Source organism: Hyalangium gracile, assembly GCF_020103725.1.
Classification (GTDB): domain Bacteria; phylum Myxococcota; class Myxococcia; order Myxococcales; family Myxococcaceae; genus Hyalangium; species Hyalangium gracile.
Genome location: NZ_JAHXBG010000030.1, coordinates 83,851 through 100,842 on the forward strand (window position 1 = coordinate 83,851; position 16,992 = coordinate 100,842).

Consider the following 16,992-nt stretch of genomic DNA (forward strand, 5'->3'; position numbering starts at 1 on the left):
GGGCGTAGAAATGCGCCCATGGCGAAGGCAGAGAGCTACGACGATCTCATCTTCCAGCTGGGCGACCTGGCGCGCGATCGGCTGCCGGGCAAGCCCAACTGCCCGCGCACCATGGACCGCGTCTACCGCGCCGAGGAGGCGCTGGTGGCGCGCCGGGACGAGCTGGCGGCGCTCGAGCAGGAGATGAACGACGAGGACGCGGCCTACCAGGACTTCCTCGCCCAGCAGGAGCAGGAGCGCGCCGAGCTCCTCGTCACGGTGAAGAAGTACAAGAAGGCCGTGGACGCCATCGAGGGCAAGGTGAAGGACATGCGCAAGAACCTGTCCTCCAAGAAGGCGGAGGTGCGCTACGGCACCGACAGCCTCAGGAAGCAGGAGGCGAAGATCCACGACATGGAGATGACGCGTCGGGATCCGATGGACATCGCCACCGCGCGCGAGAACCTGAAGAAGAACCGCCTCAAGCTGATGCGCCAGCAGCGCGACATCGAGGCCATCCAGGACGATCTGAACAACGCGCTCACCCCGCTGCCCGGCCAGCCCGGCGCGCAAGGCATCCTGGCGCACAAGCGCATGCTGGAGATGGAGGACGAGAGCGAGGAGCGCGAGTCCGCCCACAAGGAGCGCATGGCCGAGCTCGACCAGGCAATCGCCCAGAAGGAGGAAGAACTGCAGGCCGCGGAAGACTACCTGGATCAGGCGTTGTTCCTGCTCGGCGAAGATGTCTATAAGCAGCGCATCTCGGATGCTCAGCTCGCGCCGTTCTACCCCCGGCTCGATCGCGCCCAGTAAGGGCACGTTCTGCTATCGGTGCTTGACGCGAGGGGCGTGTCTGCTAGATTGCGCCGCTTCCTGCCGCCCGGGATGGGCCAGGCAGTGGATTTCATTGGGTTTTCTGCGCCACGGGCGCTCGCAGTGAGGATGACGTGAAGGGTCTGATTGGCAAGAAGATCGGCATGACCCAGGTGTTCAACGAGGAAGGTAACCTCGTCCCGGTCACCGTGATCGACGTGAACACCTGCCAGGTGGTTGGCAAGCGGACGCCGGAGAAGGATCAGTACTCGGCGGTGACGCTGGGCTTCGGCGCGATTCGCGAGAAGGTGCTGACCAACGCGCAGAAGGGGTTCTTCAAGAAGAACAACGCCCCTGCGCGCCGGCACCTGAAGGAGTTCCGCGTGACGCCCGAGGACGCCGCGACGTTCAACGTCGGCGACCAGGTCAAGGCGAGCATGTTCACCAAGGGGCAGCTGGTGGACGTGACGGGCACCACCAAGGGCCGCGGCTTCCAGGGCGTCATGCGCCGGTGGAGCTTCAAGGGCTCGCAGACGAAGACGCACGGTACGCACGAGTATCAGCGTCACCCGGGCGCCATCGGTCAGCGTAAGACGCCGGGCCGCACCTACCCCAACAAGAAGATGCCGGGCCACTACGGCGTGGAGCAGGTGACCACCCAGAACCTGACCATCGTCGACGTGGACGACGAGAAGGGGCTGCTGCTGGTCAAGGGCGCCATCCCCGGCCACAATGAGGCCATCGTCTACGTGAAGCCCGCCATCAAGGTTGCGATGCGCGAGCAGCACAAGGCCGCCCGCTAGTCCCTGACGGCGCCGCGGTACCGACGCCCCGTGCTGGAGCCCTCGAGGGTTCCAGGCGGGGCGTTCGCTTTTTCCGACCCTCCCGTGATTCGCTCCCTTGCTGCGCAGGCCCGCTGACCGGCGCTGCGCCGCACGGAGTGCGCCCTGGGTGTTGACAGTGGAAACATGACGTGTTTACATCGTCAACATGATGGGCGGACACGAAGTGCCCGCGCCCTGCCGAGGTGGCCCATGAATGAAGAGCTGATCCTGAAGGTGCTGAACGTGCCGGTGCTGCTGGGGTGGCTGGCGATGGTGCTGTTTCCGCGTTCTCGGGTGACGCGGTGGGTGCTGGAGAGCGACGCGCTGCCGCTGGGCATCGGCGTGCTCTACCTGGTGCTGGTGGCGCCCCACCTGCCGGGCCTGCTGCGTGAGTTCGACACGCTGGAGCACATCGGGGCGGCGCTGCAGCGTCCCGGCATGCTGCTGGCCGGGTGGATCCACTACCTGGCGTTCGACTTCATGGTGGGCCGGGTGGTGCTCGCGGATGCGCAGCGCCGGGGCATCCCGCACCTGCTCATCGTGCCGTGCCTGCTGCTGACCTTCATGCTCGGGCCGGTGGGCTACCTGGCCTACGCGCTCGTCCGGCTGGTGTCTCGACGCTTCCGGCCCGCCGTCGCGCCGCTGCCCGAGCCCGCTCACTGATTCCAGCTCGCTTCCCGGAGAACCGTCATGTCCAAGAACGCTTCCGATTCCTCCCTGGGTCGCCTCTGGCGCAAGGCCTGGGCGCTCTCACCCGCGCTCGCCGTGGGCACGGTGGTGATGGTGCTCGGCGCCGTGTTCACCACGCTCGGCCTGCTGATCGACTCGCGCCAGTTGCTGGGCGAGCCCCTCTGGCTCAAGCCGACGAAGTTCTACGTCTCGCTGGCCATCTACAACGTCACCGTCCTGTACCTGCTCAGCTTCCTGTCCGAGCGCCGCCGGTTCGTGCGCGTCGTGGGAGCCATCCTGTCCGCGTGCGGCGTGCTGGAGATGGTCGCCATCACGCTCCAGGCGGCGCGGGGCGTGCGCAGCCACTTCAACGTCGCCACGCCGTTCGACGGCTTCATCTTCTCGTCCATGGGCATCACCATCACGGTCCTGTGGGTGACGATGATGGTGCTCGGGGTCGCGCTGCTGAGGGCGAAGCTCTCGGATCGCCCGCTGGGCTCGGCGCTGCGCATGGGCCTGCTGGTGGGGGTGGTGGGCGCCGGGCTGGGGTTCTTCATGACGACGCCGCGTCCCGCGCAGATCGAGAACATGAAGACAGGGCAGCAGCCGATGGAGGCGGGCTCGCACACCATCGGTGGCCAGGATGGAGGCCCGGGGCTGCCGGTCGTGGGCTGGAGCACCACCGCGGGTGACATGCGGCCTGCGCACTTCCTCGGGCTGCACGGCATGCAGGTGCTGCCGCTGCTCGCGGTGCTGCTCGGGCGTCGGCGGAAGCACTCCGAGGGGCTTCGGCTGGCGCTGGTCCGCGCCTCGGGCGTGGTCTACCTCGGCCTGACGCTGGCGACCGCGCTCCAGGCCCTGCGCGGCCAGCCCATCATCCACTGGGACGCGATCGGTGCGGCGAGCCTGTCGCTGGTGGTCCTGGCCAGCCTCGCCACGTTCGCGGTCAGCCTCGCACGAACGCGGAGCCAGCCAGCGCGGGGGATGGAGCCGATGGGGCCGCAGAGCACTCCTTCGGCCCTCACGGGCGGGTGATGCGCGGGGGCCGCGGTGCGACGAAGCGTGAGGGGCGGACTCAGGCGCCCTCGAACTCGATCTTCGCGCGCTTCATGACGTAGTCCACCGCCATGAGGTGCATGGCCACCTGCTCGAGGCGGGCGCGGGCCTGGGCGTCGGCCTTGAACGCGGCGGCCACGTCGGCGGGAGCCAGGCCCTGGGACTCGGCCTCGTCGCGCAGCACCTTGTCCACGAACTCGGGGGTGAGCTTCAGGCCGTCGCGCTTGACGATGGCGCCGAGCGCCAGGCCGATGCGCAGCCGCAGCTCCACCTCCGCGCGCATCTCCTCGTCCTGGAGCCAGCTGTTGAGCGACTCCTCCTGCTCCTCGTCGGTGAAGTTCAGCTCGGCCACCGAGGCGCCCTCGGTGGCGCCCCAGCGACGGCGGATCTCCTCGTCGATGAGCTCGGGGGGAACGTCCACCTCGGTGCGCCGGGCCACCTCGCCGAGCACCATCTGGCGGGCCTGGAGCAGCAGCAGCTGGGCGTGCTCGTCGGCCATCTGCTGGACGACGCTCTGGGTGGCCTCTTCGATCGTCTTGCCGCGACCGAAAGCCTCGAGGAACTCGGGGCTCTCCAGGTCCGGGTACTTCACCTCGCGCGCCGCCTGGATGTGCACCAGGAAGCGCGCGGGGGCGCCGCGCAGCGACTCCACGGGGTAGTCGTCCGGCAGGGTGATGTCCACGACGATGCCCTCGGTGGGGACCTGGCCCGCAATGGCCTCGTAGAGCCCGGGCAGCAGGGGCTCGGGCTCCAGCGGCATCCACACGTCCGTCTTCACGCTGAACGGAATGAGCTTGCCGTTGGAGTAGCCCGCAAGGTTGAGCAGCACCTCATCCCCCCAAGCGATCTGCTCGGTGGGGAGACGTGCACGCTCGGTGGCGAAGGGGCGCGCCAGCTCCAGGAAGCGCTCCTGCACCTCCTCCGCGGTGAAGCCCTCCGGGGCGGGGACCTTGATCTCCAGTCCCTCCAACGAAGGGGCGTTCACGACCTCCGGCAGCTGCACCTCCTTGCCCTGAGCCGCCTGCTTGGCGGGGGGGACGTACAGGGGAACTTCGAGGGGCTTCTTGCCGGAGGGTGTGGTGGGCGGGCTCTTCTTGGAATCCATTCAGTGCGCTCCCTGGCGCCGAGAGACTACCAGCCGCTGAAGATCTTCTTCGCGCCGTCGGCGATGGCCGATCCTACCTTCTTCGCGCCGTCGGCGATGGCCGAACCGACCTTCTTGGCGCCTTCCTTGATGGCGTCGAAGTTCTCGATGGCGGCGCCCACGGCGGTGGAGGCGATGGAGACGGCCGCGCCCACCTGGGACACGATGGGGATGTTGGTGGCGGCGGCCACCGAGCCCAGGGCGGTGATGCCCGACGTCACCTTGGAGGCGATGCTCGCCTTGGGGTCGGTGATCGTCTTGATGGCGATGCCGACGTCCAGGGCGGCGATGCCCACGTTGAGGCCGGGGGCGAAGCGGCCGGCCAGCTTGGCGGCGGTGCCCGCGCCCTTGGCGGCGGCGCCGGCGGCCTTGGTGGCCGTCTCCGCCGTCTTGAGCGCGGTGGCCACGCCCTTGGCGTTGCCGCCGAGCGCCAGCGCGCCGGTCTTGATGATGTTGGAGTTGAGCTTGCCGGCCAGCTTGGCGGCGGTGCTCCCGGGCAGCTTGCCCAGCAGGCCCGCGGCGCCGGACTTGAGCGTGGTGCCCAGCTTGCCGAGGAAGCCCGTGGACTTGGCGGCGTGGCCGAGCACGTCCAGCTTGGTCAGGTCCTTGCCCAGGTGCACGGCCTCGGCGGCGGACTTGGCGATCGTCTTGGTGAGCTTGGAGCCATCGCCGACGGCCGCCAGGGCGGCCTTCTCGAGGCCCTTGAGGGCCAGCTTGGACTCGATGGCGGCGGCGGTGGCCAGGCCACCCTTGACGGTGCCGAGCACGCCCTTGGTGGCGGCCAGGGCGCCGCCGGCGATCTGGTGGCCGTCACCGTTCTTGATGCCCTCGGCGAAGTTCTTCACGCCGTTGTAGATGCCGAAGACGCCGCCGGCCACGCCGCCAGCGCTCTTGAGGACGCCGAGCTTGCCCACGCCCGAGGCGACCGCCTCCTTGGTGGCGTTGGCGACGGCGCCCGCGTGCCAGTTCTTCGCGGCGTCCTTCAGCTTGCTGAAGAAGCTGCCCGCGCTGGAGGCGATGGAGGAGCGGGCGCCAGCGGCCCGGGTGTCCATGCCGTCGCGCACCTGCTGGGGCCGGACCTGGTTGGCCGGAGCGGAGTTGGTGCGCTGCACCTGGGGCCGAGGCTCGGTGCGCTGAACGGGAGCGGTGTTGGCGCGGGTGAGCGGACGAGGACGGTTGCTGTCGATGGGCGAGGACATGGGAGCCTCCTGGGCGGCCGGGGGGCCGAGGCGCGAAGCGGGTGGAGATTCTTACAACGATGTCGGTCCGGCAAAACAGGCCTTGCCGGAAATTGTGAGGGCTGATGGAGTTATCGCGCGCACACGGCGGGAAGTTTCCTCCTGACTTTTCGGGAGGGGGGAGAGCGCTCGGAGCCCTCTCCCGCCGCCGGGGTGGGAGGCGGCATGGAGCGTCTGGAAGAAGCCCTGGAGGCCTGGAGGCAGGCGATTGGCGCCGAGCACGTGCGGGTGGACGCGGGGACGCTGGCGGAGGTGGAGCGGGCGACGTTCGCCACCACCCAGCGGGTGCCGGCGGTGCTTCGGCCCGGGAGCCGGGAAGAGGTGCAGGCATGTATGCGCATCGCCCACACGATGCGAGTGCCCGTCTTTCCAGTAAGTGGGGGGCGCAACTACGGGTATGGCTCGAGGGTGCCGGCGCGGACGGGGAGCGTGGTGCTGGAACTGGGGCGGATGAACCGGGTGCTCGACTGGGACGAGGACCTGGCCTACCTGACGGTGGAGCCGGGGGTGACGTTCGCGCAGGCGCACGCGTTCCTGGAGGAGCGCGAGTCGTGGCTGCAGCTGGCGACGATTGGCGGGCCGCCGCAGGCGAGCCTGATCGGCAACGCGCTGGAGCGGGGTGACGGGGGCGGGCCGCACGGGGACATCTTCCAGTTCGTCTGTGACTTGGAGGTGGTGCTGCCGACGGGGGAGTTGCTGCGGACGGGGCTGGGGCGCTACCCGGAGGCGTACGCGGCGCCGGTGCTGCGCTGGGGGCCTGGGCCGGGGCTGGACGGGCTGTTCAGCCAGTCGAACCTGGGGGTGGTGACGCGGATGACGTTCTGGCTGGCGCCGCGGGCGACGAGCGTGCGGATCGTCTCGGGAGCGCTGGAGGACGCGTCGCAGCTGGGAGAGGTGGTGGATCGGCTGCGGCTGTTGCGGCTGGAGGGGACGCTGCGCGAGGCGTACTCGCTGTGGAACGACTTCAAGATGTTCTCGGTGCTGGGGCAGTACCCGTGGGAGGCGACGGAGGGACGGACGCCGCTGCCGGAGACGCTGCGCCAGAGGCTGCGAGAGGAGCAGGGGCTGGGGTCGTGGCACCTGAGCTTCCTGCTGCAGGCGCCGAGCGAGGAGCAGGTACAGGCGGCGTGGGGCAGGGCGGAGGCGGTGCTCAAGGGAGTGTTGCCGACGCTGACGTGCTACCGGGAGGAAGAGGTGGAGCAGGACGCGCTGCGGAGGGTGCCCTCGGCGCGCAACCTGCGGATGATGTACTGGCGGCAGCGCACGCCGATGCCAGCGGATCCGGATCCGGACCGAGATGGCTGCGGGTTCGTGTGGCTGTCGTGCGCGGTGCCGATGAAGGGAGGGCACGTGGAGCGGGCGCTGGCGATCGCCGAGCCGCTGCCGCTCGAGTACGGCTTCGAGCCCAACCTGTGCGTGCTGGGGGTCGTTCCGCGGTGCGCGTACCTGGTGGTGGCCCTGGCGTACGACCGGAAGGTGGAGGGCGAGGATGCGCGAGCCCTGGCCTGCTACGAGGCGCTCCAGAAGGCGATGAACGAGGCGGGCTACTACCCGGCACGCCTGGGCATCCAGGCGCCGGTGCTCATGGCCACTGCGGAAGACGACTCATCGCGGGTGCTGGGAGCGCTCAAGGCAGCGCTGGATCCGCACGGCATCCTGGCGCCAGGGCGCTACCTGCCGGCCATTGATGACGAAGGTCTTGTTCGATGACGACAAACTGGATGCGGTGCGCACGGACCCTTCAGATTCCAGGGTAAGAAGGATCAACTGCGCCGGATCATCGGCCGGTAGAACACTCCTCGCTTGACGCCACTCAGCCCATCCTGGATTGCAAAGCCCCAGGCAGGTCGAATGCTTTTCGTGCGCTCCGTCCTATGCATGAGGAGATGGCCACGGCGCCACCTGCTGGATGCGCTCGGTGACTTCCTGCCGAACACGAGCGTAGTCCTCGATGAGCTTTGCCACCGTCGGGCTTTGCCGCGTCTCATTATCCTTCTTGAGCTTCTCTTCCCTGATTGCGAGCCAGTTTTGGGCCTCCCGAGCCTGCTCCAACAAGGCCTTGGCCGGGTCCTCCACGCTCGTGAGCGAGGGCTGTCCTCCGGCAACGCCTGATTCGGCGGCCTTCCGCAGAGCGAGCCCCGCCTGGAGCGTGCACTGAACCAAATCCCCCAAGTACGAGGGCTGGACGTTGCCGTCGAACATGCGGATGGCCTCCCACATTCGCTCGATACCTACCATCGGCTCGTTCTTCCGCGCTAGGATCTTGCCCCACTCGAACCGGGACGAGGGCCGCCGTTCCGCCGCTTTCTTGAAGTAATCGGCTGCTTGGTCGTGGTCCGTTGGCTCTCGAGAGGCGAAGTAGAAGCCGTACTCCTCGTTCACCAGCGGGTCATCCGGGTTGATTTGGGAGGCACGTTTGAGCGCGCGCTCGGCGTACTCCTCCCAGCGTGGCCAGTTCGCTTGGCGGTACACTCGCGCCAAGCAGGTGTGCGCTGCGATGAGGTCGGGCAGGTAGGTGAGCGCGCGTTGCATGAGCGCCTCGCTATCTTTTCGGACCACCCGCTGGAGCGCTTCCCGGCTTCGCGAGTCCAGCTTTTCCGGGGAAAGGCTCGGCAACTCGTTCTCCAACTTGGAACGTGCCTCTTGCAACTGCTCGGAAGAGAACTCCATCAACTCGGCCTGATCCAGACGTCGCCGGCCCATGACATAGAGTGCGTAGCCGCGCACTGGAGCGAACTCCTTCTCGGTGACGCCCTTCGGAGGAGTGCTCTTCTCGAAGAAGGCCTCCAACTCCCGGATCTGTGCATCCAAATCGGCGGATTCCTCGGCGGTGAGTTGGTGCCGCGTGGACTTCCCCGTTCGCATCTTCCCGCAGACCTCCAAGAGGCAGGCTTTTGCGTCCAGCGCGAGCCTTCCCTCGTGCGCTGCTAGCTCCTTGAAGACCTTGTGTGCGCCCCTGAGCGCGGCGAGCCATCGTCCCTGAGCTTGGAGCAGTGCGGAGTGATACTTCTTCTCGTCCGAGAGCTGCCCTTCGGGCAGCTCTTCCAGCAGTGCGCGGGCGACCTCGGGCTCGCGCAGCTTCCGCATGACGATCGCCAGCTTCAGCTTGGCGTGCGCCATCCGCGGATCATGGGCCAGGGCCGCCTGCAAAAGGTCTCGGGCCTTCTTGAGAGCTTGCGCCCGGTCATCTTGCGGCAGGACACCATCCATCACGAGTAGCGCCTGATAGTACGCGGCGAAGGCATCGGGACTCTTCGTCATCTGCTTGTCTGCCGGGAACTTTTGGTGCGCGAGCTTGAGTGCAAGCTGCCGGAAGGCGTCGTTGGTGGCGGCAGCAGTGATCCCTGTGGCTATCGCGGTCCAGCGGCCGATTTCCTTCCCGGTCGCGTTGTCGAACTTCCGGATGAACACCCGGATGTTCCCGCCTTCCACGGAGACGACCCCCGTCAGTTGATAGCGCCGCTGCTTAAAAGCAAGCTGCGCGAGGATGTTCCAAAGCGCTTTGGCTGGGACCGACAGCGGCCCGACAGTTACCTTCTGCTCATCGCCCAGGTACTGCGCGAAGTCCTTGAGGCTCTCATAAGCGGTGGAGTCCCACTGGGGCAGCGCCTCGCCGAGGTTCGCCTCGTGTCCGGTTACCGGCACCGTGGGCTGGAGGGCAACTTCCTGGAAGCAGACTTTGAGCCTCGCCATCTGCAGCTCACTCGCACCGGGCCTCGCCTCGTCGCTCAGGTCGTAGATCACCAGCTCAGAGTCTTCCCGCCGTTTCAGGAAGAGGCGCTGGATCCACGCCTTGCACTGCAGCAGCAGGGATACCAGCAGAAGAAGGACGATGACCCCGAGCAACACGAGCACTGGGGTCTTAAAGGGAGCCACAACCTCCTTGAGCCAGTGCCAGAGCGATAGGATGAGATGATCCTGCTCCTCGATCATTGCCCTGCCGCTTGCAATCTCCTCGATGAGGGTTGGTACGCCCTGCGCGAGAGGCTCCATCTCGGCATAGAGCTTCTTGGCCTCCTCAAAATTTCGGGAGTCGACGGCAGCTTTCACCTTCGCGCGGAGTGCGTTGTAGTCCGTGCTCCATTTCTCCAGGTGGTAGACGTAGGCGATCAGCTCTGGAAAGTCCTTGAGCTTGCTGGAACCCCTCAGTGTGGTCAGCATCTCTGCGATGCTTTGATGCGCGCCGTAGGCAAGCTTGATCAGGTTCTCCTGCCGCCGGATCTCAGCGAGCGCATCCTGGTACCGGCCTAGGATGAGCCGGGCGGGAGCGTTGCCGGGGGTGGGCATGGTGGCCGTCAGGGTCTTCTGGAGCAACTCGGACGCTCCGTCCACCGGCTTGCCGTCCTTACCAGTATCCGTCCACATTCGGCCGGCGGCTGCGGCCGCGCGGACCTCCGAGAACCCTTTCAACCAAGCATCAGTCATGCCAGCTGCATAGGTCGCACGAGCCGTGTTGTAGGCTGCGGCCGCGAATTCGATCTCCTCCTTTAGCTTGGGCGTGAGGGCCGTCTGGGCGAGCGGTTGCACTTGGGCTTGCTCGTACAGCAGCATTGCTTGCGCGAGGTCTCCTCGGCTCAGGGCCTCGCTGGCTGCCTTCCGGAGGGCTTCGAGGTCCGCTTGCCAACGCTGGAGCCGGTAAACGTGGGCGAGGAGTTCCGGCTGGTTCTCCAGCTTCTTGGAAGCCTTGAGATGGGCCAAGAGTTCCGCAGTTCCAGTTCCATCGGTTGTTGTATAGATGTAGCGGAAGCGCATCTCGCCGCTTCGCAGTTCCTCAAGCGCCTCCTTATATTGGAGCAGCTCATCGGTTTGTGGCTGGGCACTGCCCACGATATCCAGAGCCCCCCCAGGGACGAACAGCCGGCCCTCTGCGGCTGCCACTTTCGCCTGCTGTAGGGGCGTGGCAGACCCCTGGGGCTGAGCGCTGATCGCTAGGAGAGTTAGCACACGGACGAATAGGAGGGACGATGCCATGCTCTGCTCCACCTTCCGGAAGTGCGGCGCATCATGGGCCCTGGTGCCCTTCCCCGAAAGAGGAGACGAGCAGCTAGGGGCCAGACGATTTCCTCATCCAGCTCCGCCGCCGCTCTTGCTGATAGTGCGAAGGATGGCGTAGCGCCTGGAAACCCATTGCCCTGGTTTCGTGAAGTCAAGCTGCCTGCGTTCATCGAGAGTGACCAGCTTCTTGTAGAAGCTAAGATGCGGCGGCTGGCGCAGATAGTCACCGAGCTTTTCGGCGGCCTCATCCTGCGAATTGTAGAACGCCACCGTCTTTGTCTTCACCGGCTCCGTGCTCACCAGGATCTCACCGCGCCCTTCATTGAAGTACCGGTTCAGGATGTAGGTATCCACGATGGGCACCTCGTCGATGATCTGCAGGGACCCGAGCGCCGAGTTCAAGACCACGCAGCACTCAATCGAGACCGCCGCCGGATCCACGTTGCCACCTACCTTGTTCACCTCGTCGGCGAGCCAGGCTGGGTTTTCGCGGACATACTTCACCTTGCCCTGAAGCTGCTTGACGGCGTCGCGGATGCGCTCCTCATGCAGGAACCATTCATGCGACGTGGCCGGCCGCCGGAAGCATTTGATCTCACCCACCAGGATCTTGTTGCCGATCCACACCACTAGGTCGAGGTCGCCCACGGAGGAATCGGGGGGCTGGAGTTTGTGGGGAACAACCCCGGAGAAGTTCCAGTGCGGCTTGCCCTTTATCTTCTTCGCGAGCGAGGCCCGGACATGGTCTTCGTAGGAGGTGCCGCGTTTTCCCAAATCCCATCCTCCTTCGCTCATCCAGTACTCGAGCGAACGCCGCAGATTGGGGGATTGGAGCGCGGCAAGCACGATGACCCGGTGCTCGGGACCGACACTCACAAGGGGCCTGAACCAAAGGCTGTCACGGACTGTCCGCCACGTGAGCGCATCGATGATAGTGCGGCACCGCTCGTCCGCGAGACCGGTGGCCTTGGCGAGTGCGGCAACCAGCGCTCGTACTGGGATGAGTGGGGCAAGCTCCTCGAACTGCGCTGGGTGGGTGAGGGGGATTCGGGGCATGCGAGAGGCAATGTCCATAGTCAGGGGGACGAGGGCCGCCCAAGCCTCCAGCATCTCGAGGAGCGTCACCCCACCGAGCGACTCCAAGGGCTCTTTCGCGTGTGGGTCGAGATCGGGCTCGCTCGCGACCATCCGCCAGAGGTGGATCTGAACCGCCATGTCTTCGGTGGTCTCTCCGACGTGAACCTTTCCGCTCAACTTCCTGAAGCGGATGGCCTTTCGGCGCAGGATGGCGTCAAGCACGCGGGGTAACTTGCGAAGTCCCTCGATGCCGTGCTGCATCATTTCCTGTACCAGCATGGTCTCCCGATCCAAGCCGAGGGCACGCGCACTGGCACGCTCAAGGTCACGAGGAACCAGCTGGGTAGGCTGATCCTCCGGCATCTCCACCGCCAGATCGTGATGAAGACACTCCATCCAGTCCTCCTCAAGCCCGTGATAGGCGATCGTGAAATTGAGCCGCAGGAACATCTGGCGCAGCTGTCCCAGCCCGTCGAGCTCGTTAGCGAAGGTGCGCGGAGTGCTCGCCGTCAAGGCCGCCAGCTCGAAGCGGAGCCCGTCCACGGTTCCCTCCACTGTAGCCTCGGCGGGGGCCACGTTCACATTCCCGGCGAGAGAAATCCTGCTCTCCACTATATCCCGCTGCGTGATCGTGCCACGAGTCGCGGCAAGGTTTCGTTGGACGGTCTCCGCCACCGTCAGGCATTCACGGTTGACCAGTCCAACCGCGCGCCGGATGATTTGATCGGGACGGCCTGGGGGCACGGGGGTTGCCTCGAAATACGCGCGTAGCCCCTCAAATTGGGAGTCGAACCAGAGTGCTGCCGCGAACAGACGCAGATCTTCCAGACTGGGGGATGGGATGGCACGAAGCGCGGAGAGCCACTGCTCTGGCTCGAAGCCCTTCTGTGACGGTCCCTTAAGGTCTCCCTCAAGGACACGGGTGCGAAGCGTCTTTTGCATGTGAGTCGGGCAGCATCCACCTGGAGCCCTCGGACGTCGAGCACTTCTAGCAAGGCTGCTCGCTCGCCCTGTTAGGGGCGTGTCGGGGTATTGCCTGAGATTGGCTCCTACATACGATCCATAGCGGTATGCAAAGATCGCACCACTCATCCTATAGTGGGTTGTTGGGATTCCCTGACAGACTCCTAGACGAAAGTGGCGCTGGTGGACAGGTGGGAACTATGGACAACTCGGAAGGGTGCCGTGGAAAGCCACTGAATTCGATGGGGTGGGTACGGACATGCGATCTTCTCCACCAAATCGCTCGGTGATTCCCGGCCGGGTGGCAGTAAGCGAGACGAGGGGGACCATGAGCGAAGTGGAGATGAATCGATGGGCACAGTCGCTGAACGCATACAACGGCTGGGAACTCCTGTCGGGAACTGCCGGGCTCCAGTTGATGCGGGAGAACGTGGATCGTGTGCTCAGGTTGGAGGCTGCGGCAGCTCTCGTGGCCTCGATGCCGCCTAAGCGGGACGGCGCTCGGATGACGCCACATCGCTGGGGTACGTGGCTGAACGATTCTAAACTAGTAGCAGCAGTGGCGCCCAGCGAAGATCCGTTCGCCTACCCGCTCGTCGAGGAGATCGTGTTCTACGGAGGCTCATTCAGGGTATTTCCTGGCTCCTTTGACGAATCGGCCTACATCATTCGAAACCTGTTGAAGGCGATGTTTCTCGCGCGAGATTTTCCCGATATCGCTTTCGCTGATTCGATGCGCCAGATCTGTGGCGCCGTGCTTCGAATCAGTGATTGCGTCGCCAAACGAGCGGGAGTGACCCGGGGGACCTTCGCGTCGCATGAGGGGACGGGTGTGACGATTCCGCCATCAGCCCGGTTCGAGGAACTCAGGCGTGCCGTGGCCTTCACGCAGGAGGATTTGAGCCAGCTTCTGTCCGACATTGAGGACGGCGTTTCCATCCTGGTGCCTCTGATGGCCAAGTGGGGAGAAATCCGGTTTGACTCCGTTGATCCATCCTTAAATCCTCTGCTTCCACAGCCGCTTGTGGACTGCGGCGACACGATCGTGGTCGCAGCGCCTCATGCCCTCTTGGCCGCGCTCCGGCATCACATCTTGTCAGAAGCGTCCAAGGCAGGATGCTCCGAAGAACTCGCCAAGCGCTACCACCTTGCGATCCTCGATTCTGTCGATCACTCATTCGAGTTCATGAGCGCTCGGCCTGCCCCATTTCCGTTGAGTACAACGACTCAGGGAGGGCTCATCTCTTCGGATCGCCTCTTTCAATTCGATACCGATAAGATCTTGTCTGTCATGCTTGCAACCAATTCTTTAGCTGATTACGAGGGACAACCCATCGTTGGCACATGGAACCCTGATTCGCTAGAGGATGTGGTGATGCAGCGGCTCCGTTGCGTGGAGTCGTCGGTGATGCAACAGAAGACACCACCCAACGAGATCCTTCATGTGATCGTGATTCACAGCGCTGGGCTCATGGCCAGTATGGGGCTTCGTTCTGGCGTGTCCTCTATCGAGGCTCCCATTCTCCTGATGTCAGCGGCGGAACTGGAGATCATCGCCCAACTGGAGATGGGGCACCAACTTGCGCTGTATGATTTTGTGCGTGCACGTGAATGGACTCGGGGCAGAACGAACATCTTCGTGTGGGGGGTGCTCGATGAGTTCGCAATGTATAGAAAGAACAAGTACAGTTATTACGCCTCTGACGAATGGCAGCCCCACATGCTTAGTGTACAGGCGGGGTTCGCGGAGGAACTTCGGCGCCAAGTCATAGAGAAACGTGACGTGCACGGTGTCCGTTTCCCTGGCACGTCCGGCTTCGGTGAGGTAACCCTCTCCGCAGACGATCGCTCCATCCCGACATACGTCCCATTTCCGCTTAGGGAACGAGCGATGTTCTTAGTCGAAGGACTCCCGCTGCCCATCTGGGTGACTGGACCGGAGCAGACGGCGGACAAACGCTATCGCTCGCTTCAGTTCAACTTCGCGGACACGATCGCTTACTGGATCTGGCAATTTACTCCTGTGTTGGCGAAGATGCTTGAGCGCTGCGCGCCGGTCCAAGAAATCCAGATAGAGGTCGACCTTCAGCCCGGTGAGACTTGGTTCCGAGCGGACGAGGGGGTGCAGTCGCAATTGCCCAAGGATGAGATTACGTGCGAAGTCACCGGACCGACGCGGCTTACTCTCCGCTTGTACGCGGGACTTCTGACCCTGATGGCGGGCCCGGACAATCGGGGCGAGCGCGACCTCATGATCTCCGTTCTGGCGGGAATCGCCAAGCTTCTGGCTAGGAATGGTGTCGAGGCGTCCGGTTTGGCGCGCGAGGAGTTGGCTCAAGTTATCGACGTCCATGCCCCCCTGGGGTTGAAGAAAAAGATGGTCATCGTACCGAAGAGGCTTGCCTTCGACCTAATGGCTGATGGCTTGCCTTCCTATCGGAAGCTACATCGGTCGCACGATGATGAACTACTGGATGGCATGGCGAACGTCGTAGCCAAGAAGTACAACCTCCGGGTTGGGCCGATTCCGGAATCAATCGTGTCGGCGGTGCTCCGAGATGCCGTGGCGTACTACTTCGATGCGCTGAAGAGGCTGATCTCCACACTTCAGCCAGTGCAGTTGCTGAACTGGTTGGTCGCGCAAAACGAGAGCATCATTCGTGAATGGCGCGACAAGGATTTCTCTGCCGCCACGCGAATGGCCTGCTTTGCGACCCAAACGGCAATGGTTCAGCGCCTCGTGGAAGAGGTTCCGGAGTTGAACAGCACGTGGCTGCCTAGTCGGTTTCTTATCGAATTTGCGACAGCGTGTCCTCCCAAGGGGCTGCGGCCTATGAGCTTCAGCGTCTACGACCGGTTGATCTCGCTGGCGTCCATGGTCTTCAATTGGGGGTTTGCGAGCGACATGGTGTACTACAAACTCGGCGACGTTCGGGTCGACATGCTTCGCTCCGGTCGATTGGGCATTGATTGGAGGACCTATGACAAGGCGCGAGATCAATTCCTCGGGAGCCACCTGCTAGGTCAAATCGACGCGAGCATTCGCTCGTTCCCTGAGCGCTGGGAAGAGGTCGAGGAGCCATCTGGCGAGGGCGAAGCGCCCGCGCTCATTCGCAGGATCGATGACGCGGCTCTGAAGGAGTTCGGCTTCACCTTATCCGAACTTTTCGCATTTCTAGTCGAGGTCATGAACGTCGGTTTGGAGATGGAACATGAGCCGAAGCGCTGTGAACTCGGCTGGTTCATGTCACAAATGGCGGCGAGGCTGGGCTGGACGGTCGACAAGGTGCGGCTCGCCTTCGAACTGTTCGCGCTACCTCCACGGGAGGCCTTCCTGTCTCCGCCGGCTCCATTTAGCCGTGAGGATGTGTACCCCTGGCGATTCAACCGCGCGCTTTCGTATCTCCGCAAGCCGCTGCTTTTGTATCGTGAGCGCGACGTCGAGGAGGTGATCTGGGGCACCCGGGCCGTGACCGTCGCGGGAGAGTATCTTCAGCGGATCTGCGTGGATGGTCAGCTGCGCGCGCGCACGCCCGAGATGCGGCGCTGCAACGGACATTTGAACAACCGGTGGGGTCGCGGGTTCAATGACACGGTGACGAAGGTTCTGGCGGGCATGCCTGGATACTTGGTTCGGCCCAGAGTCGCGAAGGTCGGCTCTCTCAAGTTTGCACGCGACAATGGAGAAGATCTGGGCGATATCGACGTGTTGGTGGCGATCCCGGACCGTTGGTACATTGTCGCCGTCGAAACCAAGTGCCTCGCTATGGCACGTACTCCCGTTGAGTTATCGATCGAACTTGAGAGCACGTTCCATGCGCGCGGCGACCGTCCCGCAGCTATCGACCGACACATGGAACGGGTGGAATGGCTCCGAAAACATCGAGAGGCGGTTCTGGCGCTTTTCGGGCTGCCCGCAGCGAAGGGGAAGAAATGGAAGGTTCAGGGAGTCGTCGTCCTCGATAAGGAACTCATATCCCCGCTACTCGTCCATCTCCCCATGCCTGTCCTGTCGCTGAGGCAGCTCCAGAGCGAGGGCTTGCCTCTGGGCTAGTGAGCAATGTCTAGCCATGAATCCCGCCTTGCATGTCGTCTCTCGCCTTACGACAACTAGGGCAGAGTTCGAACCACTTCTTCATGTGAACGGCAGCCGCAATCCGATGAAGAAAATGACGGTCGGGTGCCCCTCCATCGTGAGCCTGAGTTCCCTACTTCCGGCGCATGACCTGGCGGA

General features: G+C 64.2%; 10 protein-coding genes. 6 read left to right on the forward strand and 4 right to left on the reverse strand.

Annotation, left to right across the window (positions count from 1 at the left end):
* Positions 1 to 18 precede the first annotated feature (18 nt).
* The 4 genes from KY572_RS39740 to KY572_RS39755 all read left to right on the forward strand — a co-directional run bounded on the left by KY572_RS39740 (position 19) and on the right by KY572_RS39755 (position 3,320).
* On the forward strand, positions 19 to 792 hold the full coding sequence (locus tag KY572_RS39740) for a coiled-coil domain-containing protein (protein WP_224248949.1): 774 nt from the start codon (positions 19 to 21) through the stop codon (positions 790 to 792).
* Between the two features lie 134 nt (positions 793 to 926).
* Positions 927 to 1,595 (forward strand): 50S ribosomal protein L3, encoded by a 669-nt coding sequence (gene rplC / locus KY572_RS39745; RefSeq protein WP_224248950.1) that lies wholly within the window; start codon positions 927 to 929, stop codon positions 1,593 to 1,595.
* A gap of 231 nt (positions 1,596 to 1,826) precedes the next feature.
* The gene (locus KY572_RS39750; protein ID WP_224248951.1) at positions 1,827 to 2,279 is read left to right on the forward strand and encodes an ABA4-like family protein; all 453 of its coding nucleotides are present in this window, start codon (positions 1,827 to 1,829) and stop codon (positions 2,277 to 2,279) included.
* Positions 2,280 to 2,306: 27 nt separating this feature from the next.
* A complete protein-coding gene (locus KY572_RS39755; RefSeq protein ID WP_224248952.1) occupies positions 2,307 to 3,320 on the forward strand; it encodes a hypothetical protein in 1,014 nt (337 codons plus the stop codon).
* Positions 3,321 to 3,360: 40 nt separating this feature from the next.
* Here the strand turns inward: KY572_RS39755 and KY572_RS39760 are convergent, their stop codons facing one another.
* Together KY572_RS39760 and KY572_RS39765 are read right to left on the reverse strand one after the other, a co-directional pair.
* On the reverse strand, positions 3,361 to 4,446 hold the full coding sequence (locus KY572_RS39760) for a trigger factor (RefSeq protein ID WP_224248953.1): 1,086 nt from the start codon (positions 4,444 to 4,446) through the stop codon (positions 3,361 to 3,363).
* 26 nt (positions 4,447 to 4,472) lie between these two features.
* Complete coding sequence (locus KY572_RS39765; RefSeq protein WP_224248954.1) at positions 4,473 to 5,684, reverse strand: hypothetical protein; 1,212 nt, start codon at positions 5,682 to 5,684, stop codon at positions 4,473 to 4,475.
* Between the two features lie 204 nt (positions 5,685 to 5,888).
* On the opposite strand from KY572_RS39765, the gene KY572_RS39770 reads away from it, so the two are divergent.
* Positions 5,889 to 7,433, forward strand: coding sequence for an FAD-binding oxidoreductase (locus KY572_RS39770; protein ID WP_224248955.1), 1,545 nt, complete (start codon positions 5,889 to 5,891; stop codon positions 7,431 to 7,433).
* 162 nt (positions 7,434 to 7,595) lie between these two features.
* Here the strand turns inward: KY572_RS39770 and KY572_RS39775 are convergent, their stop codons facing one another.
* Positions 7,596 to 10,694 carry a tetratricopeptide repeat protein gene (locus KY572_RS39775; protein ID WP_224248956.1) on the reverse strand — a complete coding sequence of 1,033 codons (3,099 nt, stop codon included), beginning with the start codon at positions 10,692 to 10,694 and terminating at the stop codon, positions 7,596 to 7,598.
* Positions 10,695 to 10,787: 93 nt separating this feature from the next.
* The gene (locus tag KY572_RS39780) at positions 10,788 to 12,737 is read right to left on the reverse strand and encodes a hypothetical protein (protein WP_224248957.1); all 1,950 of its coding nucleotides are present in this window, start codon (positions 12,735 to 12,737) and stop codon (positions 10,788 to 10,790) included.
* 349 nt (positions 12,738 to 13,086) lie between these two features.
* Between KY572_RS39780 and KY572_RS39785 the strand changes: the two genes are divergently transcribed.
* Positions 13,087 to 16,812, forward strand: a complete 3,726-nt coding sequence (locus KY572_RS39785; RefSeq protein ID WP_224248958.1) for a hypothetical protein — start codon at positions 13,087 to 13,089, stop codon at positions 16,810 to 16,812.
* The last annotated feature ends 180 nt before the right edge of the window (positions 16,813 to 16,992 follow it).

Excerpts from the sequence above, each read along its gene's own strand:
- KY572_RS39740 (WP_224248949.1), top strand. The coding sequence starts at position 19 with ATGGCGAAGGCAGAGAGCTACGACGATCTCATCTTCCAGCTGGGCGAC.
- KY572_RS39750 (WP_224248951.1), top strand. The coding sequence starts at position 1,827 with ATGAATGAAGAGCTGATCCTGAAGGTGCTGAACGTGCCGGTGCTGCTG.
- KY572_RS39755 (WP_224248952.1), top strand. The coding sequence starts at position 2,307 with ATGTCCAAGAACGCTTCCGATTCCTCCCTGGGTCGCCTCTGGCGCAAG.
- KY572_RS39760 (WP_224248953.1), bottom strand. The coding sequence starts at position 4,446 with ATGGATTCCAAGAAGAGCCCGCCCACCACACCCTCCGGCAAGAAGCCC.
- KY572_RS39765 (WP_224248954.1), bottom strand. The coding sequence starts at position 5,684 with ATGTCCTCGCCCATCGACAGCAACCGTCCTCGTCCGCTCACCCGCGCC.
- KY572_RS39770 (WP_224248955.1), top strand. The coding sequence starts at position 5,889 with ATGGAGCGTCTGGAAGAAGCCCTGGAGGCCTGGAGGCAGGCGATTGGC.
- KY572_RS39775 (WP_224248956.1), bottom strand. The coding sequence starts at position 10,694 with ATGGCATCGTCCCTCCTATTCGTCCGTGTGCTAACTCTCCTAGCGATC.
- KY572_RS39780 (WP_224248957.1), bottom strand. The coding sequence starts at position 12,737 with ATGCAAAAGACGCTTCGCACCCGTGTCCTTGAGGGAGACCTTAAGGGA.
- KY572_RS39785 (WP_224248958.1), top strand. The coding sequence starts at position 13,087 with ATGAGCGAAGTGGAGATGAATCGATGGGCACAGTCGCTGAACGCATAC.